Annotated in this window: 27 protein-coding genes and 1 tRNA gene; 11 read left to right on the plus strand and 17 right to left on the minus strand. The window is 63.6% G+C overall.

The genetic code is table 11. The annotated features are described in order from the left end of the window. Positions 1-22 precede the first annotated feature (22 nt). From dgoD to AC1RHV_RS16180, 3 genes are read right to left on the minus strand one after another with little or no spacing between them, the layout of a single operon-like run. Complete coding sequence (gene dgoD / locus AC1RHV_RS16170) at positions 23-1,171, minus strand: galactonate dehydratase (RefSeq protein WP_492301338.1); 1,149 nt, start codon at positions 1,169-1,171, stop codon at positions 23-25. Beyond that, positions 1,168-1,821, minus strand: a complete 654-nt coding sequence (locus AC1RHV_RS16175; RefSeq protein WP_054459326.1) for a 2-dehydro-3-deoxy-6-phosphogalactonate aldolase — start codon at positions 1,819-1,821, stop codon at positions 1,168-1,170. The genes dgoD and AC1RHV_RS16175 overlap by 4 nt, the downstream gene beginning before the upstream one ends. Positions 1,822-1,830: 9 nt before the next feature. Then, positions 1,831-2,832 (minus strand): 2-dehydro-3-deoxygalactonokinase, encoded by a 1,002-nt coding sequence (locus AC1RHV_RS16180; protein WP_054459328.1) that lies wholly within the window; start codon positions 2,830-2,832, stop codon positions 1,831-1,833. Positions 2,833-3,166: 334 nt separating this feature from the next. On the opposite strand from AC1RHV_RS16180, the gene AC1RHV_RS16185 reads away from it, so the two are divergent. Then, entirely contained in the window at positions 3,167-3,985 is an 819-nt protein-coding gene (locus AC1RHV_RS16185) for an IclR family transcriptional regulator (RefSeq protein WP_054459330.1), read from the plus strand. Positions 3,986-4,002: 17 nt separating this feature from the next. Here the strand turns inward: AC1RHV_RS16185 and AC1RHV_RS16190 are convergent, their stop codons facing one another. From AC1RHV_RS16190 to AC1RHV_RS16205, 4 genes are all read right to left on the minus strand, one after another. Continuing rightward, positions 4,003-4,623 carry a glutathione S-transferase family protein gene (locus AC1RHV_RS16190; protein ID WP_054459332.1) on the minus strand — a complete coding sequence of 207 codons (621 nt, stop codon included), beginning with the start codon at positions 4,621-4,623 and terminating at the stop codon, positions 4,003-4,005. Positions 4,624-4,639: 16 nt separating this feature from the next. Then, positions 4,640-5,218 carry a 1,6-anhydro-N-acetylmuramyl-L-alanine amidase AmpD gene (ampD, locus tag AC1RHV_RS16195; RefSeq protein ID WP_119450465.1) on the minus strand — a complete coding sequence of 193 codons (579 nt, stop codon included), beginning with the start codon at positions 5,216-5,218 and terminating at the stop codon, positions 4,640-4,642. Positions 5,219-5,290: 72 nt separating this feature from the next. Then, entirely contained in the window at positions 5,291-5,554 is a 264-nt protein-coding gene (locus AC1RHV_RS16200) for a PP0621 family protein (RefSeq protein WP_158598561.1), read from the minus strand. Position 5,555: 1 nt separating this feature from the next. After that, positions 5,556-6,398, minus strand: a complete 843-nt coding sequence (locus tag AC1RHV_RS16205) for a cytochrome C assembly family protein (protein WP_054459338.1) — start codon at positions 6,396-6,398, stop codon at positions 5,556-5,558. A 106-nt stretch (positions 6,399-6,504) separates the two neighbouring features. Between AC1RHV_RS16205 and ffh the strand changes: the two genes are divergently transcribed. Then, positions 6,505-7,911 (plus strand): signal recognition particle protein, encoded by a 1,407-nt coding sequence (gene ffh / locus AC1RHV_RS16210; RefSeq protein WP_054459340.1) that lies wholly within the window; start codon positions 6,505-6,507, stop codon positions 7,909-7,911. A 262-nt stretch (positions 7,912-8,173) separates the two neighbouring features. Here ffh and lysM read toward each other — a convergent pair whose 3' ends face one another. The 5 genes from lysM to trmB all read right to left on the minus strand — a co-directional run bounded on the left by lysM (position 8,174) and on the right by trmB (position 11,241). Then, complete coding sequence (gene lysM, locus AC1RHV_RS16215; protein WP_054459342.1) at positions 8,174-8,620, minus strand: peptidoglycan-binding protein LysM; 447 nt, start codon at positions 8,618-8,620, stop codon at positions 8,174-8,176. 43 nt (positions 8,621-8,663) lie between these two features. Continuing rightward, positions 8,664-8,981: a hypothetical protein gene (locus AC1RHV_RS16220; protein ID WP_054459343.1), complete on the minus strand. Its 318-nt coding sequence runs from the start codon at positions 8,979-8,981 to the stop codon at positions 8,664-8,666. A gap of 282 nt (positions 8,982-9,263) precedes the next feature. Next, positions 9,264-9,464, minus strand: coding sequence for a sulfur carrier protein ThiS (gene thiS / locus AC1RHV_RS16225; protein ID WP_054459345.1), 201 nt, complete (start codon positions 9,462-9,464; stop codon positions 9,264-9,266). Between the two features lie 14 nt (positions 9,465-9,478). After that, the gene (pip, locus tag AC1RHV_RS16230) at positions 9,479-10,417 is read right to left on the minus strand and encodes a prolyl aminopeptidase (RefSeq protein WP_054459347.1); all 939 of its coding nucleotides are present in this window, start codon (positions 10,415-10,417) and stop codon (positions 9,479-9,481) included. Beyond that, positions 10,417-11,241, minus strand: a complete 825-nt coding sequence (gene trmB / locus AC1RHV_RS16235) for a tRNA (guanosine(46)-N7)-methyltransferase TrmB (RefSeq protein ID WP_166738257.1) — start codon at positions 11,239-11,241, stop codon at positions 10,417-10,419. The genes pip and trmB overlap by 1 nt, the downstream gene beginning before the upstream one ends. A gap of 185 nt (positions 11,242-11,426) precedes the next feature. On the opposite strand from trmB, the gene AC1RHV_RS16240 reads away from it, so the two are divergent. Then, positions 11,427-11,500: transfer RNA gene (locus tag AC1RHV_RS16240), tRNA-Gly, on the plus strand. A 71-nt stretch (positions 11,501-11,571) separates the two neighbouring features. Here AC1RHV_RS16240 and AC1RHV_RS16245 read toward each other — a convergent pair. Next, positions 11,572-12,030 (minus strand): Lrp/AsnC family transcriptional regulator, encoded by a 459-nt coding sequence (locus tag AC1RHV_RS16245; RefSeq protein ID WP_054459352.1) that lies wholly within the window; start codon positions 12,028-12,030, stop codon positions 11,572-11,574. A 179-nt stretch (positions 12,031-12,209) separates the two neighbouring features. On the opposite strand from AC1RHV_RS16245, the gene AC1RHV_RS16250 reads away from it, so the two are divergent. From AC1RHV_RS16250 to AC1RHV_RS16270, 5 genes are all read left to right on the plus strand, one after another. After that, positions 12,210-13,169, plus strand: a complete 960-nt coding sequence (locus AC1RHV_RS16250) for a LysR family transcriptional regulator (protein ID WP_054459354.1) — start codon at positions 12,210-12,212, stop codon at positions 13,167-13,169. 217 nt (positions 13,170-13,386) lie between these two features. Next, entirely contained in the window at positions 13,387-14,607 is a 1,221-nt protein-coding gene (gene metC / locus AC1RHV_RS16255; protein WP_119450447.1) for a cystathionine beta-lyase, read from the plus strand. A gap of 40 nt (positions 14,608-14,647) precedes the next feature. Next, complete coding sequence (locus AC1RHV_RS16260) at positions 14,648-15,583, plus strand: 4-hydroxy-tetrahydrodipicolinate synthase family protein (RefSeq protein ID WP_119450446.1); 936 nt, start codon at positions 14,648-14,650, stop codon at positions 15,581-15,583. Between the two features lie 130 nt (positions 15,584-15,713). Further along, on the plus strand, positions 15,714-16,493 hold the full coding sequence (locus tag AC1RHV_RS16265; RefSeq protein WP_054452198.1) for an SDR family NAD(P)-dependent oxidoreductase: 780 nt from the start codon (positions 15,714-15,716) through the stop codon (positions 16,491-16,493). 110 nt (positions 16,494-16,603) lie between these two features. Then, positions 16,604-17,623 carry a Bug family tripartite tricarboxylate transporter substrate binding protein gene (locus AC1RHV_RS16270; RefSeq protein WP_492301342.1) on the plus strand — a complete coding sequence of 340 codons (1,020 nt, stop codon included), beginning with the start codon at positions 16,604-16,606 and terminating at the stop codon, positions 17,621-17,623. Between the two features lie 84 nt (positions 17,624-17,707). On the opposite strand, the gene AC1RHV_RS16275 is transcribed toward AC1RHV_RS16270, so the two are convergent. Continuing rightward, the gene (locus AC1RHV_RS16275) at positions 17,708-20,026 is read right to left on the minus strand and encodes a molybdopterin-dependent oxidoreductase (RefSeq protein ID WP_492301343.1); all 2,319 of its coding nucleotides are present in this window, start codon (positions 20,024-20,026) and stop codon (positions 17,708-17,710) included. A 250-nt stretch (positions 20,027-20,276) separates the two neighbouring features. Here AC1RHV_RS16275 and AC1RHV_RS16280 point away from each other — a divergent pair, with 250 nt between their 5' ends. Beyond that, positions 20,277-21,533 carry a D-amino acid dehydrogenase gene (locus AC1RHV_RS16280; RefSeq protein ID WP_492301344.1) on the plus strand — a complete coding sequence of 419 codons (1,257 nt, stop codon included), beginning with the start codon at positions 20,277-20,279 and terminating at the stop codon, positions 21,531-21,533. Between the two features lie 67 nt (positions 21,534-21,600). On the opposite strand, the gene AC1RHV_RS16285 is transcribed toward AC1RHV_RS16280, so the two are convergent. The 3 genes from AC1RHV_RS16285 to AC1RHV_RS16295 all read right to left on the minus strand — a co-directional run bounded on the left by AC1RHV_RS16285 (position 21,601) and on the right by AC1RHV_RS16295 (position 24,317). Next, on the minus strand, positions 21,601-22,563 hold the full coding sequence (locus AC1RHV_RS16285; protein ID WP_054452190.1) for a bifunctional GNAT family N-acetyltransferase/nucleoside diphosphate kinase regulator: 963 nt from the start codon (positions 22,561-22,563) through the stop codon (positions 21,601-21,603). Positions 22,564-22,659: 96 nt separating this feature from the next. Next, a complete protein-coding gene (locus AC1RHV_RS16290) occupies positions 22,660-23,178 on the minus strand; it encodes a hypothetical protein (protein ID WP_125471274.1) in 519 nt (172 codons plus the stop codon). A gap of 74 nt (positions 23,179-23,252) precedes the next feature. Continuing rightward, positions 23,253-24,317, minus strand: coding sequence for a GlxA family transcriptional regulator (locus tag AC1RHV_RS16295; RefSeq protein WP_492301346.1), 1,065 nt, complete (start codon positions 24,315-24,317; stop codon positions 23,253-23,255). A 91-nt stretch (positions 24,318-24,408) separates the two neighbouring features. Here AC1RHV_RS16295 and AC1RHV_RS16300 point away from each other — a divergent pair, with 91 nt between their 5' ends. Then, positions 24,409-25,194, plus strand: coding sequence for an alpha/beta fold hydrolase (locus tag AC1RHV_RS16300; protein ID WP_492301347.1), 786 nt, complete (start codon positions 24,409-24,411; stop codon positions 25,192-25,194). A gap of 27 nt (positions 25,195-25,221) precedes the next feature. After that, complete coding sequence (locus AC1RHV_RS16305; RefSeq protein WP_125471271.1) at positions 25,222-26,205, plus strand: Bug family tripartite tricarboxylate transporter substrate binding protein; 984 nt, start codon at positions 25,222-25,224, stop codon at positions 26,203-26,205. The last annotated feature ends 100 nt before the right edge of the window (positions 26,206-26,305 follow it).

The following is a 26,305-nucleotide window of genomic DNA, read 5'->3' on the forward strand; positions in this document are numbered from 1 at the left end:
CTATCGGCTGATTTTTATCGGCTTACCATTCGGCGAAGCTGCCGTCGGCGTGGCGCCAGATCGGGTTGCGCCAGCGGTGGCCCACGGCGGCGCGTTCCTTCACGTATTCCTCGTTGACCTCGATGCCCAGGCCCGGGCCTTGCGGAATCGCGACCATGCCGTCTTCGTAGGCGAAGACTTCGCGGTTGCTGACGTAGTCCAGCAGGTCGTTGGCGGCGTTGTAGTGGATGCCCAGGCTTTGTTCCTGGATGAAGGCGTTGTAGCAACCGGCGTCGATCTGCAGGCAGGTGGCCAGCGCGATCGGGCCCAGCGGGCAGTGCAGCGCCAGCGCCACGTCATAGGCTTCGGCCATGGCCGCGATCTTGCGGGTCTCGGTGATGCCGCCGGCGTGCGACGGGTCAGGCTGGATGATGTCCACATAGCCTTCGGACAGCACGCGCTTGAAGTCCCAGCGCGAGAACAGGCGTTCGCCCAGCGCGATCGGGGTGGAGGTCAGCGGGGCCAGTTCCTTCAATGCTTCGTAGTGTTCGCTCAGCACGGGTTCTTCGATGAACATGAGCTTGAACGGGTCCAGCTCCTTCATCAGCACCTTGGCCATGGGCTTGTGCACGCGGCCATGGAAGTCCACGCCTATGCCTACGTTGGGGCCGACCGCGTCGCGCACGGCGGCCACGTTCTCCAGGCACTTCTCGACCTTGTCGAAGGAATCGATGTACTGCAGTTCCTCGGTGCCGTTCATCTTCACGGCGGTGAAGCCACGCTCCACGGCGCTCTTGGCGGCCGCGGCGGTGTCGGCCGGGCGGTCGCCGCCGATCCACGAGTACACGCGGATGCGGTCGCGCACGTTGCCGCCCAGCAGCTGCGACACGGGTACGCCCAGGTGCTTGCCCTTGATGTCCCACAGGGCCTGGTCGATGCCGGCCAGCGCGCTCATGTGGACGGCGCCGCCGCGGTAGAAGCCGCCGCGGTACAGCACGGTCCAGTGGTCTTCGATGTTGCGGGGGTCTTTGCCGATCAGGTAGTCGGATAGTTCCTCGACGGCGGCGGCGACCGAATGGGCGCGGCCTTCGACGACCGGTTCGCCCCAGCCTACGATGCCGGCGTCCGTTTCAATCTTCAGGAAGCACCACCGCGGCGGCACGATGTAGGTGGTGAGCTTGGTGATCTTCATGCTTGGGTCTCCTGGGCGGGATAGGCGCGTTGCCAGGCCGCGATGAATGCGCGCGCGTTCTGGCCGACTTGGGCGGCCGACAGGCCGGGTTTGTACAAGGCGGAGCCCAGGCCGAAGCCGCTGGCGCCCGCCTGGGCGTAAATCGCGATGTTGTCGGGCGTGATGCCGCCCACGGGCGCCAGCGCGATCGGCGGGCGCAGCACGGCGCGCCAGGCCTTCAGCACGACGGGGCCGAGTTGTTCGGCCGGAAACATCTTCAGCACGTCGGCGCCGGCCGCCAGTGCGGCGTAGGCTTCGGTGGGCGTGGCCACGCCGGGGCAGGAGGCCATGCCTAGCGCCTTGGCCGCGCGGATCACTGCGGCGTCGCTGTGCGGCATGACGATCAGTTCGCCGCCGGCCTGCTGCACGCGGGCGCAGTCCTCGGGATCCAGCACGGTGCCCGCGCCGATCAGGCAGTCGGTGGGCAGCGCCGCGCGCATGGCGCGGATGCTGTCCAGCGGATCGGGCGAATTCAGCGGCACTTCGATCAGGCGAAAGCCCGCGGCATAGAGTTCCTGCCCTATGGCTTCGGCCTCGGCGGGCTTGATGCCGCGCAGGATGGCGATCAGGCCGCAGTGGGCCATGGCGGTTTGCAGACCGGGATGGTTCATGTTTGGTTCCTATTCCGTGGGGGGCGAGGCGATCAGCCCGGCGCAGATGGCCAGGTGCCACAGGCCGCGCTCGGTGGCGTTCTGCGCCTGTTCGGGCGTGCCCAGGCCGTAGTGCTGCATGGCCTGGATGTAGCGCCGGCACAGCGCGGGGTCGCCGCAAAGCACGATGCGGGGCAGTTCGCCCTGCTGCTGCAGCATGTCGGCAAGCGCCGCGATTTCATGGCCGATGAGCAGGCCCGACAGATAGTCAGCCTGCGATTCGGGCGCCAGTTCGCCGGTCAGGCCGAGCGCGCGCGTGCTGAAGATGGTGGACAGCACGCCCGCGCGGCCGGCGGGCGCTCCGGCAACTTTCAGGCCGCGCTCGAAGGCGGCCATGTCGGCGCTGGCGGCGTCGGCCATGGTCCGGCCCAGGATGGTGTGGCCGCGCAGCGCCGCGTAGACCTCGCCGGTCATGAAGGTGTCGAAGTGGGTGACGCGGCCGCGGCGGGCGCTGACCCACTTCGAATGCGTGCCGGGCAGGCCTATCAGGACGCTGTCGGCGCTGCGGGTCGCCTGGTCCGCCATCACGCCGACGACCTGGGTTTCTTCGCCGCGTATGACGTTGGGCAGGCCATGGCGCTGGATCAGGCCGGGCACGATGTGCAGGGCAGGGCCGTCCTCGCGTTCGACCTTGGTCAGCAGCGTGCCGATGCGCTGCAGGTCGACCGGCACGTCCAGGTAGGCGGCTTCCTTCCAGCCCTGGGCGCTGCCGACCATGCCGCAGGCGATCACAGGCAGGGCCGGTTCGGCGCGCAGCCAATCGCCGCAAGCCTGTTCGAAGGCCAGCTCGAAGCCCGACAGGGCGGTGGTGGCGGCGCCGTCCTGCAGCGGCTGCGGCAGGCGCATGATGCCCCAGGGCAGATGGCGCGTATCCAGCGTGCGGCCGGCGGCATCCAGACGGTAGGCGCGCAGCGAGGAGGTGCCCCAATCCAGCGCGATAAGCGCCGCGCGGGCGGGAGATCCGGTAGTCATCAGAAGCTGTCTCGTTTCCGGCCGCAAACCGGGCTGCGGACGCGCGGTGAGGCTGGCGCGGGGGCAGGGCTCTGCGGACCTTGTTGTCTCAGGCCCGCCGGATGTTTGTGAGCACGCGGCGGGCGATGGGAAAAATTCTAGATCAGCGCTTGAAAAATCTCAAAATATAGAATTAAATCCCGCATACAGGGAAAAAACGGTGATGAGGCGCGCTCCCTGCGCCTGGAGCATCCTCCGGGCATATCGCCCGGAAAGCGCGCCTTTTCCCCGCATCTCGCTGCGATGGTGGCGGTTATGCTTGCAATCGTTCTCTTTGTCGCCCGGCCCCGCTTTCATGACCTCTACGCAGACTCCCGACCGTACGCCCACCCTGGACCCCGATGGCGCCGCGCCCGCCGGCACGCAGACGCTGATGCGCGGCCTGGCGGTGGTGCAGGCCGTGTCCGGCGGCGCGCGCGACCTGAAGGAAATCTGCGCCCGCATCGGCGTGGCGCGCAGCACCACGCACCGGCTGGCCAGCTGCCTGGTGCAGGAACGCTATCTGCGGTCCCTGCCCGGCGTGGGCTATGTGCTGGGGCCGAAGCTGATCGAACTGGGTTTCCAGGCGCGCGAAGCCTTTCCGATGGCGACGCTGGCGCGTCCTTATCTGGACAGCCTGGCGGAACAGACGGGCGACACCATCCACCTGGCCGTGCGCGACAACGACGAAGTCCTGTACCTGGAAAAGATCCCCGGCAAGAAGGGGCTGGAGATGCGCTCGCGCGTGGGGCACCGCATGCCGCTGGCCGCCACGGGCGTGGGCAAGGCCTTGCTGCTGGATACCGAAGAGCCGCAGTGGAAAGCGCTATACCGTGTCGGCGCGCCGGTGTCGTCGCGCGCGGGAGGCGGCAGCCAGACCTGGGAGGCCTTCCGCGACCGTATGCGCGACTATGCCGCCCACGGCTACGCGTTCGACCTGGAAGACAACGAACCGTCGATCCGCTGCGTGGCGGCGCCCGTGCGCGACGCGTCCAGCGGCATCGTCGCCGCCATCAGTGTGTCCAGCACGGTGCCCTATATGTCGCTGGATCGCATGCGCGACATGGTCGCCGTGGTGCAGGGCGCCGCAGCGGGGATTTCAGCGGAACTGGGATGGAAGGTGGACCGCGGCTGAGGCCGCGGCCCTGTGTCTTATTCCAGCGGCAGCGTCAGCACGCCCTGCGGGGCCGGACGCATCATGACGCGGCGGTACCAGGCCGACAGCGCCGGCGTGTCCGGTCGTTCGATCGGCAGGGCCAGCCAGCGGTGGGCGGAGCAGACCAGGGCGATATCACCCATGGTCAGTTGGCGGCCGGCGATGAACTCGCGGCCCTGCAGGGCCTGGTCCAGGATCAGGGCACGGGCATTCGAACGCTTGACCGAGTTTTCGATGGCGGCGCGGTCGCGCTTTTCCTCGGGTGTGCGGATCAGGCCCAGGAACGCCGGACCCATGACGCCCTGCCATTCGGTGGCCTGCCAGTCCATCCAGCGGTCGGCGTCGGCGCGCAGGCATACGTCTTCCGGCCACAGGCTGCCGACGCCGTAGCGCGCGGACAGATAGCGCACGATGGCGTTCGATTCCCACAGCACGAAGCCGCCGTCGTCGATGACGGGGACCGTACGGTTGGGATTCAGCTTGGCGAATTCGGGCGTATCGACCACGCCGAACGGACCGCCAGCCTGCGTGAAGGAGTGCGGCAGGGCCAGTTCGCGCACCGCCAGCATGACTTTCTGAACGTTGACGGAAGTCAGGCGTCCCCAGATCTTCAACATAACCATTCCTTTAGTGTCAGACGGGCGGCAGCTGCCGCCGTGCAAAGCCGCTGTCGCGCGAGAAGCGCGTCCAGTTGAAAGCGGGTCCGGGATCGGTCTTGCGGCCCGGGGCGATGTGTTCATGGCCCCAGGCGGCGGCCAGCGGATGGCGCGCGCGCAGAGCCGGCGTCAGCTTGCGCAGCGCCAGGTATTGCTCTTCGGCATAGGGCAGGGTATCCGTGCCCTCGAGCTCGATGCCGATGGAAAAGTCATTGCAGCGTTCGCGGCCGGCAAAACGCGACACGCCCGCATGCCAGGCGCGTTCGTCGGTGGACACGAACTGGATGATGCTGCCGTCGCGGCGGATGAAGAAATGCGCCGACACGCGCAGGCCGCGCAGCCGTTCCAGCCAGGGATGCGAACCGTAGTCCAGCGTATTCAGGAACAGCCCCGCGACTTCAGGGCCGCCGAATCGCCCCGGCGGCAGGCTGATGTTGTGCAGCACCAGCAGCGACGCCTGCGCGCCGGCAGGGCGCGCGTCGCAGTTGGGGGAGGGCATGAGCGAAACACCCGGGGCTGGCGCCAGCCAGCCATGACGATCCAGAAGCAAGGCCATGGGAAGAGAGCATGCATGTGGTTTCCAACACGCATTATGCCGTGCAGGGCGGCAAGCCTCTAATCAGGCGGATCAGTGCCGGGCCGGGCCCAGGCGCGCGTGTTCCGAGCTGCACCAGGTCTGGCCGTTCTGCTGCAAGGCTTCGGACCGGGGCAGATGGATGCCACAGTGGGCGCAGCGCACCATGGACTCCAGCGGCTTGGGGCCGCGCGCATCGGCCTTGGGCTTTTTCGCGCCCTGCTGGCCGGCTTGCCGCGCCGCGGCCATGCGGCCCGCCAGACGGGCCACGAACAGCACCAGGATGATCAGAACAATCCAGAACAGCAACTTGCCCACTTCAACCTCGATGCAGAATCATTTCCAGCACGAACCGGCTGCCGGTATAGGCCAGAATCAGGAACCCGAAACCCGTCAGCGTCCAGCGCAGGGCGACGCGGCCGCGCCAGCCCCAGACGTGGCGGCCGGCCAGCAGCACGCCGAAGGTCAGCCATGACAGCAGCGTGAACACGGTCTTGTGGTCGAAGGGCAGGATCTTGCCCGTCAGCTTCATGGACGCCACCGAACCCGTGCCCACGGCCAGCGTCAGCACGATGAAGCCGATCCAGATGATGCGGAACAGCAGCTGTTCCTGCACCAGCAGCGGCGGCTGGGAGTCCAGCACGCGGCCGACGATGCTGCGTTCGGCGGGAGCTTCCAGCGGGCGATGCAGATGGCGGTCCAGCAGCGCCATCATCATGGCGTGCAGCGCGGCGATGGTGATCAGGCCGTAGGCCGCCAGGGCGATCAGCAGGTGGACGCGCAGCCACGCGTCGTTGGCATGGGGCACGAATTGGCCCTGGGGAAAGATTGCGGCCAGGCCGCTGGCGATGGTGGCTGCCGGCAGCAGCAGCAATTGCAGGCCGTCTATGCGTACCAGCAGGCTTTCCAGCCAGAACACCACCATGCCCAGCCAGATGGCCGCGGACAGGGCCAACGCCCACCCGATGAACAGATGCTGGGCCCCCAGCATCGATTGTTGCAGCCCGATTCCATGGAGAACCAGGGCACCCAGCAGGCACAGGCGGGCGATTTTGCCGGTCTGTTCCACGCCGCCGCCACGGGCCAGGCGGATCCAAAGCGACCCTCCCAGCACCGCGTACGCCAAGGCAGCCGCCGTGTGAAATACAATGCCTAGTGACATAGAAACCGTTGTCTGGATGGGGCCTTGGGGCGCATGCCGCCCGAAAGCGCAGAATCCGCGCCTGCGGCCACCGTTCAATCAACTAGTTTAAGCGGAAACGCCTCTCATGCTCGATAACCTAACTCAACGCCTGTCGCGCGTCGTCAAGACGCTGCGCGGGGAAGCCCGCCTGACCGAGGCCAACACCCAGGAGATGCTGCGCGAAGTGCGCATGGCGCTGCTGGAAGCCGACGTGGCACTGCCCGTCGTGCGCGAGTTCGTCGCGCGCGTGAAGGAAAAGGCGCTGGGCGAAGAAGTCGCCAGCAGCCTCAGCCCGGGCCAGGCCCTGGTGGGCGTGGTCCACAAGGAACTGACCGCCCTGATGGGCGGCGACCTGGGCGCCGACTCCGGCGAACTGTCGTTGGCGGTGCAGCCGCCCGCCGTCATCCTGATGGCAGGCCTGCAGGGCGCCGGCAAGACCACCACCACCGGCAAGCTGGCGCGCTGGCTCAGCGAAGGCCAGCACACCCAGCACGGCCGCAAGACCGGCAAGAAGAAGGTGCTGGTGGTGTCCGCCGACGTCTACCGCCCGGCCGCTATCGATCAGCTGAAGAGCGTGGCAGCACAGGTGGGCGTGGACTTCCTGCCGTCCGACCCCAGCCAGAAGCCCGAGGACATCGCCCGTAACGCGGTGGACCACGCGCGCCGCCATCACTATGACGTGCTGATCCTGGACACGGCCGGCCGTTTGGGCATCGACGAAGCCATGATGCGCGAAATCCGCGCGCTGCATGACCTGGTCAAGCCGGTGGAAACGCTGTTCGTGGTCGACGCCATGCAGGGCCAGGACGCAGTCAACACCGCGCGCGCCTTTGCCGAAGCGCTGCCCCTGACCGGCGTGGTGCTGACCAAGCTGGACGGCGACGCCCGCGGCGGCGCGGCCCTGTCGGTGCGCCACGTTACCGGCAAGCCCCTGAAGTTCGTCGGCGTCTCGGAAAAGCTCGATGGCCTGGAGCCGTTCTATCCCGAGCGCATGGCGCAGCGCGTGCTGGGCATGGGCGACATCGTCTCGCTGGTCGAACAGGCCCAGAAAAACATCGACATCGCCGAAGCCCAGAAGCTCGCCGCGAAGATCAAGTCGGGCAACAAGTTCGACCTGAACGACTTTCGCGACCAGCTGGGCCAGGTGAAGAAGCTGGGCGACATGGGCTCGCTGCTGGAAAAGCTGCCCGCCCAGTTTCAGCAGGCTGCCGGCCAATTGCAGGGCGGCCAGGCTGAAAAGCAACTGCGCCGCACCGAAGGCATCCTGAACTCCATGACGGCGGCCGAACGCGCCAAGCCCGAACTCATCAAGGCCTCGCGCAAGCGTCGCATCGCGGCTGGCTCCGGCGTGCCGGTGCAGGAAGTCAACCGCCTGCTCGCGCAGTTCGACCAGATGCAGGGCATGATGAAGCAGATGAAGAAGGGCGGCATGGCCAAGATGATGCGCGCCATGGGCGGGATGAAGGGCTTGGGCCGCTTCGGAATGAAGTGATGCCCCCACGGCGCGCGCACTGCGTGCGCTGGCGGTGCCCCCCAAAAGGGGGCGCTTTTTCCCTAGGCAGCCCTGCGGAAAAGACCCTTCTTGCGCCGGACCGGAATGCCCCTGTTGGGGCATTTTTCATTGGAGAGACGGGCAAAAAAAATGGCCAGACATTGCGTCTGGCCAAGTAATCGCGGCTAGCAGGGGGCGCCTGCCGCGATGCAAGCCGGAAAGCGCATGGGTGCCTTCCAGCCTGTCCGATTTACGGCAATGATCAGGACAGGGGCGGGATGCGCAGCACCTGGCCCGGGTAGATCTTGTCGGGGCTGGTCAGCATGGGCTTGTTAGCTTCGAAGATCAGGTTGTTCTTCGCGCCCTGGCCCTTGCCGTATTGCGCTTCGGCAATCTTCCACAGGTTGTCGCCCTTCTGCACCGTGTACATCTTGGCTTCCGGGGTGGCCTGCTTCACCTTCAGTTGGTTGTCCACCTGGGCCACGCCCACGGTGTTGCCCAGCGCCAGAGTGATTTTCTCCGCCGCTTCAGTGCTGAGGGCCTCGCCCGCCACCGTGACCTTGTCGCCATCGACCGAGATCTGCAAGCCGTCGGCATTCAGGCCGTGCTTATCGAGCTCTTTCTTCAATTCGTCCGCCGTCGCGGCCTTGGCCTCGCTGGCGCCGAAGAGCTTTTCTCCAACGTCCTTGATGAAATTGAGCAGACCCATAGTGTTTCCTTTATCTATGTTGCGGTGAGAGAAACAAGTGCCATCAGGGCTTTTGGCCCATGAACATTTTGCGCACGATGCCGGCGATCAAGGTCAGCACGGCGCCACCGACGCCGCCGCCGACCACGCTGCTGGCGATCGCGGAAAGATCCAGTCCCGTATTGCCTGCTGCAACCGCGTTCGCTCCGGCGGTGATCATCGGAGCCAGCCAGGAACCCCCTGCCAGGCCGCCGATGGCGCCTGCGATGGTATTGCCCAACGGGCCCAGATTGAACTGCTGGAGCATCTTTCCCAAGCCATTGCCTGCGGCAGCGCCGGCGACAAGCTGGATGATCAGGTTGATGATGACTGCGGTGTTCATGATGCCTCCTCTGCCCCGCGAGGGCGATGTGCAACGCTAGAACAACAGCAAGACGAACGTACGAAACCAGCAGGAACGATTATGACTCGCACATTCCCCGGGCGACGAGGGGTTAACGTGTAACAGGTTGCTAGCCTGTCGGCAGACTACGCAAGAATGCTGGTCAGTTTGCAGGGAATGCGCCGCGATCGGTCTAAACCGCATCGGGCGCGCGGCTACATGCGACAAGGGCCGCTATCGCAGCGGCCCTTGTCTTGGCTGTCTTTCAGCGCGGCGCCGGTGTCAGCCGCCGCCCACGGCCACCACGATTTCGATCTGGTCGCCGTCCGTCAGCGCGGTCTGCGCGTGCTGGCTCTTGGGCACGATTTCGCCGTTGCGTTCCACGGCCACGCGCTTGCCGGCATAGCCCAGGGCTTCCAGCAGCTCGTTCACGGTTGTGTCCAGGGGAAACTCCCGTGCGTCTCCGTTCAGGGTGATGTGCATGCAGGTCTCCTCAGTTATCGCGCATAGCCGTCGGTGGCGGCGATCAGCCGCGCCAACGTGCCGGGTTCGTCAAACGCATGGCCCGCATCCGGGACCAGGTGGAATTCGGCTTCGGGCCAGGCGCGGTGCAGGTCCCAGGCGGTGCGCGCGGGCGTGCAGACGTCGTAGCGCCCCTGCACGATGGTGCCCGGAATGCCGCGCAGCTTGTGCGCATCGCGTATCAGCTGGCCTTCTTCCATGAAGCCGCGGTTCACGAAGTAGTGGTTCTCGATGCGCGCGAACGCCAGCGCGGCGCGGTCGGCGGCATGGCTTTGCTGGTGGCGCGGGCTGGGCAGCAGCGTGATGGTGCTGTCTTCCCATTTGCTCCAGGCCTTGGCGGCGCGCAACTGCTCGGCCGGGTCGTCGCCCGTCAGGCGCTTGTGATACGCCGCGACCAGGTCGCCGCGCTCATCTTCCGGAATCGGCGCAAGGTACTCTTCCCAGCGGTCGGGGAACAGCCACGACGCGCCTTCCTGGTAGAACCAATGGATCTCCGCGCGCCGCAGCCCGAAAATGCCGCGCAGCACCAGTTCGCTGACGTGGGACACGTGCGTTTCCGCATAGGCCAGCGCCAGCGTCGAACCCCAGGACCCGCCGAACACCAGCCACTTTTCCGCGCCCATGACCTCGGTGCGCAGACGTTCGATGTCGGACACCAGATGCCAGGTCGTGTTGTTCTCCAGGCTGGCGTGGGGCTGCGAACGGCCGCAACCGCGCTGATCGAACAGCAGCACGTTGTAGCGCTGCGGATCGAACAGCTGCCGGTGCACGGGCGAGCAGCCGCTGCCGGGGCCGCCATGCAGGAACACGGCGGGCTTGCCCTGCGGATTGCCGCAGAGTTCCCAGTAGATCTGGTGGCCGTCGCCGGTGTCCAGCGTGCCTTGGCGGTAGGGTTCGATGGGCGGGTATAGCATCAGGCGACTCGCTTGAAGATCAGGTCCCAGACGCCGTGGCCCAGTCGCAGGCCGCGGTTCTCGAATTTGGTCAGAGGGCGGTAATCGGGGCGCGGAGCGTAGCCGTCCGCGGTATTCGCAAGCTGCGGCTCATTGCCCAGCACTTCCAGCATCTGCACCGCGTAGTCTTCCCAATCGGTGGCGCAATGGATGTAGCCGCCCGGCGCGATGCGGCTGGCCAGGAGCGCGATGAACGCGGGCTGGATCAGGCGGCGCTTGTGATGGCGCTTCTTCGGCCACGGATCGGGGAAATAGATATGCACGCCGGCCAGCGAATCGGGGGCGATCATGTCGCGCACCACTTCCACCGCGTCGTGCTGGATGATGCGCAGGTTCGGGATATTGGAGTCTTCAATGCGGCGCAGCAGCGAGCCCACGCCAGCGTTGAACACCTCCACGCCCAGGAAATTGTCGTCCGGGCGCGCCAGCGCGATCTTCTCGGTGGTCTCGCCCATGCCGAAGCCGATTTCCAGCACCGTCGGGGCCTGCCGGCCGAAGGCGGCGGCGGGATCCAGGCGGCGCGGCGCATAGGGAATGGACCATTGGCCCATCAGGCGCTCGAGCGCGGCCAGCTGGCCCTGCGTAATGTGGCCGCGGCGGTGCACGAAACTGCGGATATGGGTCGCGCCCGGGCTGTTGGGAGCGTGGGCGGTACTGGCCAGCGCCGCCTGCGTTTCCGGGGAAACGGCGGTAGCCGAGGGCTCGCCGCCAGGCGTCGCGGGGGCGCTTGCGGCAGCCGGGGCCGAGGCGGCTGCGGGGTTGTTTTCGGGGGTGTTCGTATTCATAGCCCGAATTGTAGTGGCAGGCCCGGCATGCCGCTGTCGCCCAGATGCACTAAATTGGGGACATATTTACAACCTTGAGGCTGAGGGCCTGTTGCAGCAGGGCGGCGGCGGCCAGCAGCGATGAAAAAAGGCGCGCTATAATCGCCGCCTCTGCTTCGGCTTTGCGCCGAGGGCACGACACCCGAGCGGGTGTAGTTCAATGGTAGAACGGCGGCTTCCCAAGCCTCAAGCGTGGGTTCGATTCCCATCACCCGCTCCAATTACGCGCCACGTCCAATTCCTCGGTTTGGGATGCAATTCCCTCAGACTGGGGCTTGTCGCGCCTGCGCATCAAAGATGATCAAGCGGCAACGCCGTGGTGTACTTGAGTTCCTCCATCGCAAAACTCGAACTGACGTCAAACAGTTCGGCGACCTGGATGAGCTTCTTGTAGACGAAATCGAACCCGGCGATATCGGGCACCACCACCTTGAGAAGGTAGTCGGTGTCGCCGGTCATCCGATAGAACTCCATGACCTCCGGCATATCCTTGACGCCGAGCGAGAATTTCTCGAGCCAATTCAGGTCATGGCGGTTCGTCTTTATCGACACGAACACAGTCACGCCCAGCCCCGCTTTGTTGTTGTCCAACAGGCAAACCTGGCGGCGAATAAGGCCGGACGCCTGCAGATGCTGAATCCGCTTCCAGCACGCGGTCGGGGACAGGTGGACCCGTTCGGCGATTTCATTGTTCGAGAGGCGCGCATCAGTCTGAAGCAACGCGAGGATGCAGCGATCTTTCTTGTCCATGGCTCACTCAACTTACCCTCCCTTTTGCGCAGCGTACATACCTGTATGCCGTTGCCGCCGCGCGGTTCGGAGGCCAAACCTGAGGTCGATGTTATAGGCCGCTACCCCCGGGGGCGATACAATTCATCGAGCCAAACCTACAAGAAATTTTATATTTGAGCCGGCGAGCCGGAGGCGCGATGCAAGAGGTGGACCTTACTCTCACGCAGACTTTTTTCCTTGTCGCACAGGAGGGCACGTATTCCGCCGCGGCGCGCCGGCTGAACATCACCTACCAGTCGGTGGCCAATCACATCCGGCGCCTCGAGCAGCGCGTCGGCGAGAAGTTGGTGGTGGCTGGGCGCGGCGCCAAGTCGATCAAGCTCACTCCGCGCGGCACCAGCCTTTACCGGCTGCTGGCGCCGGAATTCGACGTCATGCTGACGCGCCTGGGCAACCTGATCGACAAGGAACGGCCAGTCATCCGTATCGGGATGCCGCACGCGATCTTCTACTACCTGCTGCCGCCGGTGCTGACGAAGTTTCGGCGCATGTATCCCAACGTCGAGATCGTCGGCTACGAAAAGGACGTCTCGCTGCCGGAGCTGATCCGCAACGGCTCGCTGGATGTCTGTTTGAGCGAGCGCTATTTCGGCGACACCGTGATTCCGCAGCGCGTTATCTGCCACTACCAGCCGGCGCTGGCGTTCCCGTCGAGCTGGCCGGCGCCAGCCGATGAGACGGCTGTTCCGGAATGGGCGCTTGGGCGGCCGCTGGTGACCTATGAACCCGGCCAGATGCTCCGCAATATCGCACTGGACTATTTGTCGGTCGGCAACGAGCAGCCCAAGGTCGCGGTGTCTACTTCGACCAGCATGAGCGTCAAGCGTTGCGTCGATGAAGGCCTGGGTTTCGCCTTGCTTCCCACGTGGTGCATCGACGAGTCGGATCGGCGCCTGAGCTGCATCGCGCTTCCCAACGCGCCGAGGATTCCCATCTATTTCGGGGAAGCCATGTTCCTGAAATCGAATCCGTTCGTCCGTTCGCTGCACAAGCTTTGCCTGGAGATTTTTCCCTCCACCATCGAGGAACGCGCGGGCCGGTGGAATTCCCTTGACGCAAGCAGGCCGAGACGCGCACGCGCCGCTGCCCGAAGCTGAGGCCTTTCCTCCCCCGGGTCTGAGCTGACCCGGCTTAGCCAGTCCGCCTTCGCCAGATTGTCAGGATTCGGCGGTGATTATTTTTCTCTTTTTGCCTCCGGAAGGGGTAAAAAATCGAAGAGTTTTCACCCACTCTCCTCATAGACTTGATCACGTCATCAGTGGTCATCGACTTCCCCTGGAAGCGCTGGCCGTGCATCCACGGAGATTGAAGTTCATGAGGCAAAGCACTCAACTCGTCAGCGCAGGCCGGCATCCGGAACGTTTTGGCGGCCTGGTGAATACCCCCATCTGCAGGGCATCGACGATACTCGCGGGCAGCATGGCGGAATGGGAAGGCATGAAGCGCGCCCGCGCCGCGCAAGAGCCGGGCGCCACCACCTATGGCCGCTATGGAACCGCCACCACCCACGCGTTCGAGGAGGCCATGGCCACCCTGGAAGGCGGACACCGCTCCCTGGTCTTTCCCTCGGGCCTGGCGGCCATCGCCACGACGCTCACCGCTTTGCTCAAGGCCGGCGACCATATCCTGGTTTCGTATAGCGCCTATTCCCCGACCCGCTCCTTCCTCGATCGCGTGCTCAGCCGCTTCGGGGTTGAGGTACAGGTCTACGACCCTGCTTGCGGCAAGCGCATCGAATCGCTCATGCAGCCCAATACGCGCGTCGTATTTGTCGAATCGCCGGGTTCCGAAACGCTCGAAATCCAGGATATTCCCGCCATCGCGGCGGCCGCACACGCGCACGGCGCCTTTGTCGTCATGGACAACACCTGGGCCACGCCATTGTTCTTCAAGGCTTTCGACCATGGCGTCGATGTGTCCATTCACGCCGCGACCAAGTACATCGTGGGTCATTCGGATGCCATGCTGGGCGTGGTGACCTGCAACCAAGCCACCTGGCCCAAGGTCAGGGAGACGACGCAGGAAATGGGCCAGACGGCCAGTCCCGACGATATCTTCCTGGCATTGCGCGGGCTGCGCACCATGGACGTGCGGCTGCAGAAGCATATGGCGTCGGGAATCCGCGTGGCCCAGTGGCTGGAACAACAAGCCGAGGTCGAGGCCGTGGTGCATCCCGCGCTGCCGTCGCATCCGGGCCATGCCATCTGGAAGCGTGATTTCAAGGGGGCAAGCGGCCTGTTCACGGTAGTCCTGCGCGCCAGCGACGACGAATCAGTCGCCGCCTTTGTCGATGCCTTGCATCATTTCGGAATCGGCGTGTCCTGGGGCGGATATGAAAGCCTGGCCATACCGTTCACTCCGGGAAAGCACCATGGTGATCGCTGGCCTCACAAGGGCAAGGCAGTACGCATGCATGTGGGACTGGAAGACCCGGAAGACCTGATCGCCGACTTGAAGCAAGGTTTGGCTGCGATGGTTGCCTGCCAGGACGCGCAGCAGCAAGATACTCAGAAAGAAGTCGCCCGCTCGGTTTGAGCTTCCACCATTTTTGACTCGTCCATTACTGGAGATACACATGAGCAAGATGAAGATCACCGGGTCCTTCGTGGCCCTGATTACGCCCTTCAACAAGGATGGCAGTCCCGATTACGAAGCCTTCCGCGAACTGCTGAAGTTCCAGGAAGACAACGGCACCAGCGCCGTGCTCATCATGGGATCCACGGGCGAGGTTTCCATGCTGTCGCAAAAAGAGCGCCAGGACATCATCGTGGAAACCGCGAAGATGAAGACCGGCAAGATGAAGCTCTTCTATGGCTGCACCGGCAACAACACCGAGGCCACCATGGATTACCTGCGCTTTGCGCGGGCCAACGGCGCCGATGGCGCCATTCTGGCAGCGCCTGCCTACATCTGCGCCTCGGAAGCGGACATCGAAAGCTATTTCCTCGAGATAGCCGACGCCACCGATCTGCCGCTGGGCATCTACAACAATCCGCCGCGGGTCAAGAGCGATTTGCACTGGGATCAGCTGCTGCGCATCTTTAAGCACCCGAACTACGTGGTCCACAAGGAATCCACCACGCGCGTGGGCCAGGTGGCGCAGGTGCTATACGGCGCGCCCGACGTATCCGTGATGTGCTGCGATTCGCCCAATCTGGGCCTGGTCGTGCCGACCATGAGCCTGGGTGGCCATGGCACGGCCAACATGACCGGCAATATCGCGCCGGCAGAGTTGACGGAAATTTCCCAGCCCTGGACCTCGCCCGAGGTCAGCTTCAGCTTCCGCGAATCCTATTTGCGCAATCTGCAATTGCTGCACTACTCGTACTCGGCCATCAACCCCGTGGCCATCAAATCGCTGATGAAGGCCGTGGGCCTGCCGGCAGGCGAACTGCGCAAGCCGCTGCGCGCACTGGAAGGAGAGCCTCTGCTCAAGGGCCTGCGCGCGGTCAAGGCGCTGGGGCTGGACAAGAAGTACGGCTGGAATTCGCTGCAACTGAAGGCCGCCTGATCCCTTGCAGGATGGGGCCGGAAAGAACGCGCGTTGGGAGATTGTCCGCCTTGCGGCTTCCTGCTGACTGAATTCCTTTCCGGCCATTTCATGTCATGGATCGGGCTGCGCCTTTGCAATAGGAAACGCTATGGATTTGGGAATTCGAGGCCGCCACGCGCTGGTTTTCGGCGGCAGCAAGGGAATGGGCCGCGCCTGCGCCCATCAGTTGGCAAGCGAAGGCGTCAACGTGACCATCGCGGCGCGCACGGAAAGCACGCTGGCCCAGGCCGCTGAGGAAATCACGGCGGCCACGGGAACCCGGGTCCGATACGCAGTTGCCAATATCACCACGGATGAAGGGCGGGAGGCGGCGCTTGCGGCGTGTCCCGCGCCCGATATTCTGGTCAATAACGCAGACGGCGCGCCGCCCGGCGACTTCCGCCAGTGGACCCAGTCCGACTGGCATGCGGCCCTTGATGCCATGGCCCTCGGGCCGATCGACATGATCCGGCGGGTCGTCGACGGCATGATGGAACGCCGCTTCGGCCGCATCGTGAACATCGTTTCACGCAGCGTCAAAACCCCGCAGCTTGAACTCGGCCTTTCCAATGGTGCGCGCTCCTGCCTGGTGGGCTTTGTTGCGGGCCTGGCCCGCCAGACGGTGCGGCACAACGTCACCATCAACAACCTGCTTCCGGGCGTCTTCGCCACCGATGCGCAGCGGCATCACATAGAAGGAATGCTGGAGCCAGGCGGCAAGAGTTTTGAACAGCTGTGGACGGAGCGCGGATCCAACAATCCTGCCGGCCGCTACGGCGAGCCCGAGGAATTGGGCGCGCTTTGCGCATATGTCTGCGCGGCCCAATCCGGCTATATATGCGGCCAGAATATCTTAATAGACGGCGCAGCCTATCCAGGCACCTACTGATTCGCCTACGATCATCCCCGCTTTCCACGCCGGCCTTTTTTCATGTATTGCGGGGCCGAAGAGGGGGGGCGGTATTCGTTGCCCAACCATTTTCAATGAGATCGTTCGTCATGCGTAATACCCCTATTCGTTCTCGCCGCCTTTGCATGAAAGGCATTGCGGCAGTTGTCGGTGGATTGGCCGTGCTGGGTTCGGTACAGGCGCAGTCGAAGGCGGACGCCTCCTATCCCAGCCGCCCGGTTACCATCGTGGTGCCTCATCCTCCTGGCGGCTCCGTCGACGGCCTCGCCCGCATATTTGCCGTGAAGCTGGGCGAGGAGCTGAAGCAATCGGTCATCATCGACAACAGGGCAGGCGCGTCCGGGATGGTGGGCGCAGGCGTGGTCGCCCGTTCGGCGGCAGATGGCTATACGTTGTACCTGAATGCCTCGATCCACAACATCAACCCGCTGCTCTATGGGAAGAAGATGACCTTCGATGCGGTGAAGGATTTCACCCCCATCAGCGGTCTGGCGCAAGGCGCATTGATATTCAGCGTGAACAACGATGTCCCTGCGAAGACCGTGCAGGAGTTCGTCGGTGTGGTGAAGGCAGCTCCCAACAAATACAATTTTGCAACCACGGGCTTTGGCTCGGCGGGGCACCTCGCCATCGCGCAGTTTGCATATGAAGGCGGTCTTTCCGATCTGAAGATCCCGATCGTCCTCTACAAAGGCGGCGGTCCCGCCTTGACCGATCTGATCGGCGGACAGGTTCACGCGCTGGCCGATCCAATGCTCTCCTCGCTGCCGATGGTCAAGTCAGGCAAGATACGCGCGCTGGCGGTAACCGGCGACAAGCGCAGCCCCTTGCTTCCGGACGTTCCCACGATGCGCGAAGCCGGGCTGAAGAATTTCGAGTTTTATTCCTGGTATGGCTTGTGGGCGCCAGCCAAGTTGCCGGAGCCGATACTCAGGAAGCTGGAAGTCGCCACGCAGAAAGTCATGACGTCCGCCAGCATGAAGGAGCAACTCGACAACCTCGGCTTTGAAAGCTCCTATCGGAACAGCGCGGACTTCGCGCAGTACATCCAGGCCGAGACGGACAAATACAGCGCCATCATCAAGCAGGCCAATATCACCGCGGAATAAGGCGCTTTCCCAAGAACCAGAGCGCCCCATCGAGGGGCGCTCGGGGCGCTTGGGAAAAGCCGTGTCCGGACCCGGGCCAGACGGCTATGTGGCACGATCCAATTTGGCAATTGCCGGCACCTCCAGGGCCCGGACCGAAGGCGCGGCTTCTTCCCAGCGCATTACCTCCACCAGCGCGGACTGGGCACTGCTTCCCTGAGTCAAGCGGGAAGTGCCCACGTCGATCGTCAATACGTTGGGGTTGCCGTGTATCTCCAGCTCCTCGTCGGCAGCGTCAAACCATGCTCCCGTAGGCAGCGCCACCACGCCAGGCTTGAGGTCGGCGTCGATAAGCGCGGTTGCAAGGCACGCGCCACGGTCGTTGTAAATCTTGACGAGATCATGCTGGCCGATGCGGCGCGCTTGCGCATCCAACGGCGAAATGCGCAGGGCCTCCCGGCCATTGACCTTGAGGTCCACCGATGCCTTGCCGCCATCCATTTGGGAATGGAGCTTGCCCGCGGGCTGCGGTGTGAGCAGATGCAGCGGCCACCGTGCAGCCTTGGGTGATCCAAGCCATTCGTCCGGCATCAGCCAGCTGGGGTGGGGCGGGCAATCGGCGTAACCGAATCCGGCGATTTTTTCCGAATACAGCTCGATGCGTCCGGACGGTGTACGCAGTGGATGTTCCTCGGGATCGCGACGGAACTCTTCGAACAGCACGAATGGCTTTTCAGGCTCGGGAATTTCCACGAACCCGCGGCTCCAGAATGCATCGAAATCAGGGGCCATATGGCCGCAGTCGCGCCATTCCTTGGCCATTGATTCGTAGATATGCCGTACCCACTTCATCTCGCCTCGGCCTTCGGTAAAACCATGCTCGTAGCCGCCCAGCGCGGCCAGTTCCCGGTATATGTCGAAGTCATTGCGGCTGGAGCCGATCGGCGCCAGGGCCTGATGCATGGCGAACACGTGACGATCGCGCGTCGACCCGCCGATGTCATTTCTTTCCAGCGTGGTGGTGGCCGGCAGCACAATGTCCGAGCGCCGCGCCATGGGTGTCCACCAGATCTCATGGGCGACTATCGTTTGCGGCCGGCTCCACGCCCGGCTGAAGCGGTTCAGGTCCTGCTGGTGATGGAAGGGGTTGCCGCCGGCCCAGTACACCATCTTGATGTCTGGATAAGTACCTTCCCGCCCATTGAATTCATAGTGCTGGCCAGGATGCAGCAGCATGTCGGTGACCCGGGCAACAGGAATCACCGAGCCGGTCGGGTTGCGTCCCGATTCCATGGCCGGTCCCGCGATCTCCATGCGCGGGTTTCCCGCGCCATTCATGGACGCATGCCCAAACGCAAAGCCCCCGCCAGGCAGCCCGATATGCCCCAACGCAGCGGCTAGCGCAATGCTTGCCCAATACGGCTGTTCGCCGCGATGAGCCCGTTGCAACGACCACGCGCAAGTCAGCATCGTGCGAGTGTTGCGTGCCTGACGCGCGAGTGCGCGGATAGTCTCGGCCGGCACATCGCAGATCGCCTGGGCCCATTCCGGCGTCTTCGGGATTCCGTCCGTACTGCCTTCGAGATAATCGCGCAAGGCCGGAAATCCAACGCAGTGGGTCTGGAGGAACGCTTCGTCGTGGACGCCATCAACGATCAGCGCCTGGATCATTGCCAGCATCAAGGCCGCGTCCGTGTTGGGACGAATGGGAATCCAGCGCGCACGCACGCCGGCAGGGACATCTCCCCGGGTCGGGCTGATGACCACAAGCTCCATGCCAGCGGCTACCGCCCGTTCGAGCTGCCCGGGCACGGGATGGTCCCCTGCGCCGCCCGATGTGATCTGCGTGTTGCGCAACGGCATGCCGCCGAATGCGATCAGCAGCCGCGTATGACTGGTGACACTGTTCCAGTCCGTCACACGGCCGGTAACCGGCGTATAGGTGCCGATCACATGGGGCAGCAGGAACTGCGCGGTGCCCCAGCTATAGTTGCCCGCTTGATTCGTAAAGCCGCCGCCGGCGTTCAGGAAACGGTGCGTCTGGGTGCGCGCATGGTGCAAACGGCCCGCCGATGACCAGCCATATGAGCCGCCAAAGATGGCCTCGCTGCCATGCTCTGTCCTCACTCGCTGGAGTTCCGAATGGACCGCCGCAAGGGCCTCGTCCCAACTGACCTCAACGTAGTCGTCACGTCCGCGCTCGCTCCCGTCGCACAAGTGCCGGTCGCGCAGCCATCCCTTCCGGATGGCTGGCCGGTTCACCCGTAGCGGCGAGTGGACCATGGCAGGCATCGATTGCAGGATGCCCGAGGGAGCGCTGTCGCGGGCGAACGGTTCGCAATCGATCAGCCGGCCGCCTTGCGTGACCGCGGTGAATGCGCCCCAATGAGAGAGCGAGGGGAAGCGGCGAATCTGTTCAGACATGATTTGACGAGGTTCCGGCCCAAGGCCGCGCATATCAAAGGCGCGGACCGATTGCGAATGTTCAGCACGCCATTAATGCTAGCAATACAGCTGGTGAATTTTCTTTCCATTCGCGCGGATTGGCGTCAAAACAATGAAATAAATTTCACTCCGGCACCCTTTATTCTTGAATCCGGTCCGGCCTGGCATCGCCGGGCAGCGCCTTCCGGCTACGCCGCAGACATCACGATCGACCAAGACAACCACGCCCATGAAAGTTCTCATCCTCGGATCCGGCGTAGTCGGCGCCACAACGGCCTACTATCTCTGCCGCGAAGGCCATGACGTCGAAGTTGTGGAACGCCACTCGGCGGCGGGAATGGAAACCAGTTTCGGCAATGCGGGCGGTCTTTGCCCGAGCTTTGCGGCGCCATGGGCCGCGCCGGGAATGCCGGTCAAGGTATTGAAGATGGCGTTGCAAGCCGATGCCCCGGTGCGCTTTTCGCTTTGGCCCGAATTTGAAAGGCTCCGTTGGACCAGGCGATGGCTGATGGAATGCGATGCGCCGCGGTTTCGCGTCAACAAACTGCGCATGCAGCGCGTGGCTCACTACAGTCTCGCTTGCCTGAAGCAGCTCATGGCCGAGACGCCGCTCGCGTTCGATTTTCATGCGGGCGGCGTGTTGCAGCTGTTCCAGACCGTAGCGGAGTGCCGGTATGGCGATATTGCCGCCAGCGCACTGAGGGAATTCGGCATTCGCCACAGTGTGTTGAACGGGCGCGATGCGCTGGCGGTCGAGCCGGCCTTGCGAGACGCCACCGCCAGGATCGCGGGCGGCCTTCATTTGCCGTCCGATGCCTCGGGCGATAGCCACATTTTCTGCCAGGCATTGACCGCCTGGCTTCAGCGTGCGGGCGTGAAGTTTCGATTCGACACCGATGTGCGGCGATTGCTGCATGAGGGCGGTCGGGTGGTGGGCGCAGAGACCTCTGGCGGCATACTGAAGGGCGATGCCACGGTTGTCGCCTTGGGCAACCAGGCTCCGGCACTGCTTGCGCCGCTGGGGATCAAGCTTCCCGTATATCCGCTCAAGGGCTATTCGATTACCGCGCGGGTGACCAATGCCGATCAAGCGCCCAATATGTCGGTCATGGATGAACACAACAAGGTCATGATTTCACGGCGGGGCAATAGAATCCGCGCGGCGGGCATGGCCGAACTGGTCGGCCACGACTTGTCATTGAAGGCGGCCCGCAAGGATGTGCTGGTCCGGACGGTGCGCAGCCTGTTCCCACATGGTATCGACTACGCCAACGCTACCTTCTGGGCGGGTCTGCGCCCCATGACGCCAGACGGCCCCCCGATTCTCGGAGTCTCTGGTTGGGGCGGGCTGTTTCTCAACAGCGGGCATGGCTCGAACGGCTGGACCCAGGCTTGCGGAACGTCCCGGATCGTGGCGGATCTGGTCTGCGGCCGCAAGCCTGAAATCGACCTCGAGGGACTCACGATCGAGCGTTTTCGAAGGTAGCATTGACGGCACGCGAAGTTTCGCCATCCCTGTCGAGGTTGTTCGCGCCCAACAGACGAACGCCGATCTAGAGATGGAAATCGCCCGCGGCTTCCGGCTGGTAAAGCACTTTCCTGATCCCGATCCGGCGGGTCCGGTCCGAAATCCGCCAATCGATGGAATCCCCCTCCTGGTAGCCCAGGATGGCGGCCCCGACATCGGAACAGACAGAGAGCTTTCCTGCGCTGCTGTCGGCGTCTTCAGGGTAGACCAGGGCCACTTCCATCTCTTCGTCGTCCAGCTGCAGCAAGGCACGGGAGTTCATCGTGACCACGTCCCGCGCCACTTGCTGCGGCTTGACGACGATGGCGCGCTCCAGCTCGTGCTCGAGCTCGACAATAGTCGGACCCTGCTCGAGTTCTATCAGGCTCTTGAGCCGGGCCTTGTCGATTTCAGTGATGTAGATATCGGTGGAGTCGACAACGGCGCCTTCGCGCAACAGTCGTAGATAACGCCCCGCAGTCATGGAAAACGACTTCAGCGTCGGTGTTTCGTTTTCAAGCAGAAAGCCGCTGCGCAGAAAGGTCTTCAGCGAACGCGCGTTGTCCGGGTGGATCTTGGCGATGAGCTTTTCGGCCCGCATGTCGAGGAAGGCCAGCTTCATGCCTTCGCGGATCGTGCTGGCGCCCAGGTTCCGGCCCCAGTTGTCGCAGTCTCCGATCACCAGGACGATCTCGCAATCCGGGCCGGTCTTGACGAGGCGCACGAAGCCCACCGGGGCGTCATGCCTGTCATAGGCCATGAAGAACCGGCCGCCCTGGTTGAACAGATGGGTCAGGATCGGCAGCTGGGTCCGATCGATGGCTTGCTCGATGAAACGGGAGACATTGCGCGAATCGCTCAGATAGCAGGTCACGCGCTCATCTTCCAACCAATCCATCAGCGTCAGCGCGTGCGTCCGGGTGATTTCCGGGCACAGCGAAATGAAAGGCTTGTTCATCTTCACCACACTCATTCGTAAAGGATGAAAGCCCTTCATGGCGATGGCCATGACGGTTCTTTCGGCAAACCGCGCATTTTAGGACGGAATGCGGATGAGTGCAGGGCGGGCCGGGAACGGGCGCCGCTTGCAAGGCCCGGGGCCGTGTCAGATCGGATGAACCCTGCGCCTGCGCATGAGCCACTGCCAGAAATCCGCGAACAGTTTTGCTGACACGGAAAAAGCGATCAGCACGGCCGCGCCAGCAAGCGTGGGCCATCGATCAGCCCAGGCTTGCTCGAATACCAGGAGGACAAACATGTGCCCCAGCGCGGCCATCAATGGCGCGCCGATCAACCATCCCGCGACAAACCAACAATCGTGGCGGGTAAAGACCTTCGTGAAACTGAGGTGATAGGCCGCGCGTGCCACGTAATAGGACAGCACCAGGGTCAGGAAAATGAGAGCGATGCCAGCAAGCGTAAAGTCTTCGGATACGCGGACCTTGTGCCAGCTTTGAAGTATCGGGTCGCCGATTAGAATCCACTGGTCTACCGGCGGATCGTAGTGCGCGATCGGAATGATTCCGACACCGCGTGCAAGCCACGACAATCCGTGGAAGCAATACCAGGCAAAGATGATCGAAGCTGCTGCGCCGAACAGCATACGCAGCTTGTGGCTAGCCATTGCAGTAATTCCCATCGCGCTCGAAGTTCCCTGAGTATTCCACGCATGTTCCTGGCGTTCTCGGCAGCCAGTCTCTAAACCTCTCTTCCATACTGCTCCATTTTCCACCGAGCCCGCGGCCCCCGCTGCGTGTACTCGCGCCGGTAATCCGCCGGCGTTACGCCGAACTTCCGCTTGAAGGCGCGACGGAAGGCCGCCACGTCCAGATAGCCGCAGTCATTGGCTATGTCCTCCACGGAGCGCAGCGTCACTTCCAGCCACATCTGGCTCTTTCTCATCCGTATATCGGTGAGGAATTCATGCGGTGTGATCGCCAAGTGCGTCCGGAAAAGGCGTGCCAAGGTTCTTTCGCTGACGGCCGCATGCTGTGCGGCGTCGCCTATCGTTATCGCTTCCTGGGCATGTGCCAGCAACCACTGGACGGCCCTGTACAGCGGGCTGTCGCGTGTGAGACCGCTGACCTTCTCTATGGGCAGCGTCGACGCGATGATCTGCCGCGCGGGATCGAAGACGAGCTTGTCGCGCGATGCGCCGGCCAGTCCAGCGATGCCCGTGCGGTCCATCAGATCGAGCACGCAGTCATAGGCCAATGAAGGCGTCCCGGCAAGCAGGATGCGCTCGCTGGCCCAGACAATCGGATCGTTGGCGATGGTCAGGTCCGGATGGGTCCGCGCGAAGCCCGACTGGTACGCCCATTGCACCGGCGTCCGCATCTTGTCCAGTACGCCTGCTGCCGCAACCAGCCAGACGCCGGTGCCCACCGCGCAGACGTAGCGCCTGTCCGCCACGGCGCTGCGGATTTCGTGCAGCACGGCGTCGTTGTTTGCCACGCTGGCGCGCAGTTGCGGCACCGAGACCGTTTCCAGGGGCGGCACAAAGATGGCGCGCTCCATTGCCGAATCCGGCGCGCCCGGCGGCATGAAGCTCAGATGTTCGGACGCCGAGTCCGTTTCCGCCGAAAGGGCTGCGCCCACGCAGCGCCACGTCACCACATGGCCGCTCGCTTGCCCGCTGCGGCTGCGGGCAATGCCGTTGGCGGTGCGGAAGGTATCGATCGCGGCATGGATGGGGCCGTTCAACCTGCCGGCGGGCTGCAGCAGTTCCACATGCAGAGGGTAGTTGTCTGGAGCGGCACCCATGATGTCTGTTTGGAGCGCGGTCTTTCCGCAGAGGATCGAACAAAATCAACACGCAAATATTAGATCAACCGCGCCCTCCAAGGAGCCATCCGTGCCATACGCAACCGCGTCCGACGACACCCGCATCTACTACGAAACCTATGGCGACGGCGCGCCCGTCCTGTTCATCCATGGCGGCGGCGGCAACACCATATGCTGGTATCAGCAGGTGCCTTTCTTCGCCAGGAAGTACAAGGTCATCGTGATGGACTTGAGGGGCTTCAAGAAATCTCCCTGCGTGCCGGAACGCAACCATCCGCGCCACTACCCCGCCGATGTGCTGGCCATACTGGAACAGGAAGGCATAGGAAAAGTAAATCTCGTGTGCCAGTCGCTGGGCGCATGGGCAGGATTGCCGCTGGCCGTGAAGCATCCGGAGCGCGTCCAGACGCTCTTCATCAGCGGCTCGCCGACGCCGGCCTATTCGCCCGAGACCTGGGAAATTCTGCGCAAGGCCGGCAAGACCTTCGATGACGGTCGCCACGATCTGCGTAGCAAGAGTATCGGCTGGAACCGCAAGAATGTCGAAGCCCGGCCCGAGATGCTGCACCTGTACGGCTGCATCAAAGCGCTCAATCCCAAGGGCTTCCTGGCGCTGACCATGCAGGCCGACGACGTCAAGATCCATCCCGCCGAGTTCGAGGGCTACCGCGTGCCGACCTTGATGACCGGCGGCAGCCACGACGATTTCCTGACCCCGGAAAGCCACCATCTGGTCGCGAAGCTGCTGCCGGGCAGCCGCAAATACACCTTTGAAGATTCGGGCCATTCTCCTTATTTCGAAACGCCGGACGAATTCAACCGCGTGGTGCTTGAGTTCCTGGACGCGCACAACTAGTTCCTGATCCTGCAAGAAGGAGACAACATGGCTGCCATCAAAAAAACACTGGCATTCGGGCTGGCTGGCGTCATGGCGCTTGCCAGCGTCGCCGCCATGGCGCAAACCGATTATCCGAACCGGCCCATCCGCTGGATCGTTCCCTCGCCGGCGGGCGCGCCTATCGACGCCATCGGACGCAAGCTGGGCGAACTCATGTCCGCGCGGCTCGGCGCGCCCGTCGTGATAGAAAACAAGCCCGGCGCCGGCAGCACCATCGGCGCCACCGAGGTCGCGCGGGCCAAGCCCGACGGCTATACCTTGATGCTGAGCGTGGGCGACGCGCTCATCTCTTCGGTCGTGACCATGAAGGTGCCTTATGACCCGCAGCGCGACTTCACGTTGATCAGCAAGATAGCCGCGTCAGGTCCCGTGCTCATCGCAAACAAGTCGATGCCGGCCGGCGACCTGGCCGGGGCGGTCAAGGAGGCCCGGGCGGCGCAGGTTCCTCTGGCCTATGGGTCGTACGGTCCGGGCTCGTACCCGCAACTGATCATGGAGAGCCTGGCCACGCAGTCTTCGGTGAAGTTCATCGAAGTCCCCTACAAGGGATCGCCGCCGGCGATGACCGACCTGCTGGGCGGGCAGTTGGCATTTACCTTCACATCAACCAGCATTGCGGCGCCCATGATCGCGGACGGCAAGGTCAAGGCCATCGCCGTTATCGGCGACAGGCGCTCGGCGCTGCTGCCTGGGGTCCAGACCTTCGCCGAAGCGGGATACGACGCCTTCATATTCAAGAACAAGGCCTGGGTCGGCTTGAGCGGCCCCGCCGGCATGCCTGCGGACGTGGTGCAGAAGCTTGCGGCGGCGGCTCAGCAAGTGGTGCGGGATCCGGAGTTCGGCAAGTATCTGGAGAACATCGGCTTCGACGCCGTGGGCAATACGCCGGAGGAGTTCCTGAAGGAGTATCGGGAGGAGTATTCGGTCGTGCCGGGGCTGATCAAGGAGCTGGGCGTGGCGGCGCATTGATCAGCGGGCTTATTTGATGGCGGGTGGAAATCGATGGTTCCTGATATTCATTCGATATCAAATCTCAAATTCTTAATATTAGACAGCCACATCAAGCGCG

The sequence above is a fragment of the Achromobacter sp. GW823-FHT04E03 genome (assembly GCF_058796095.1).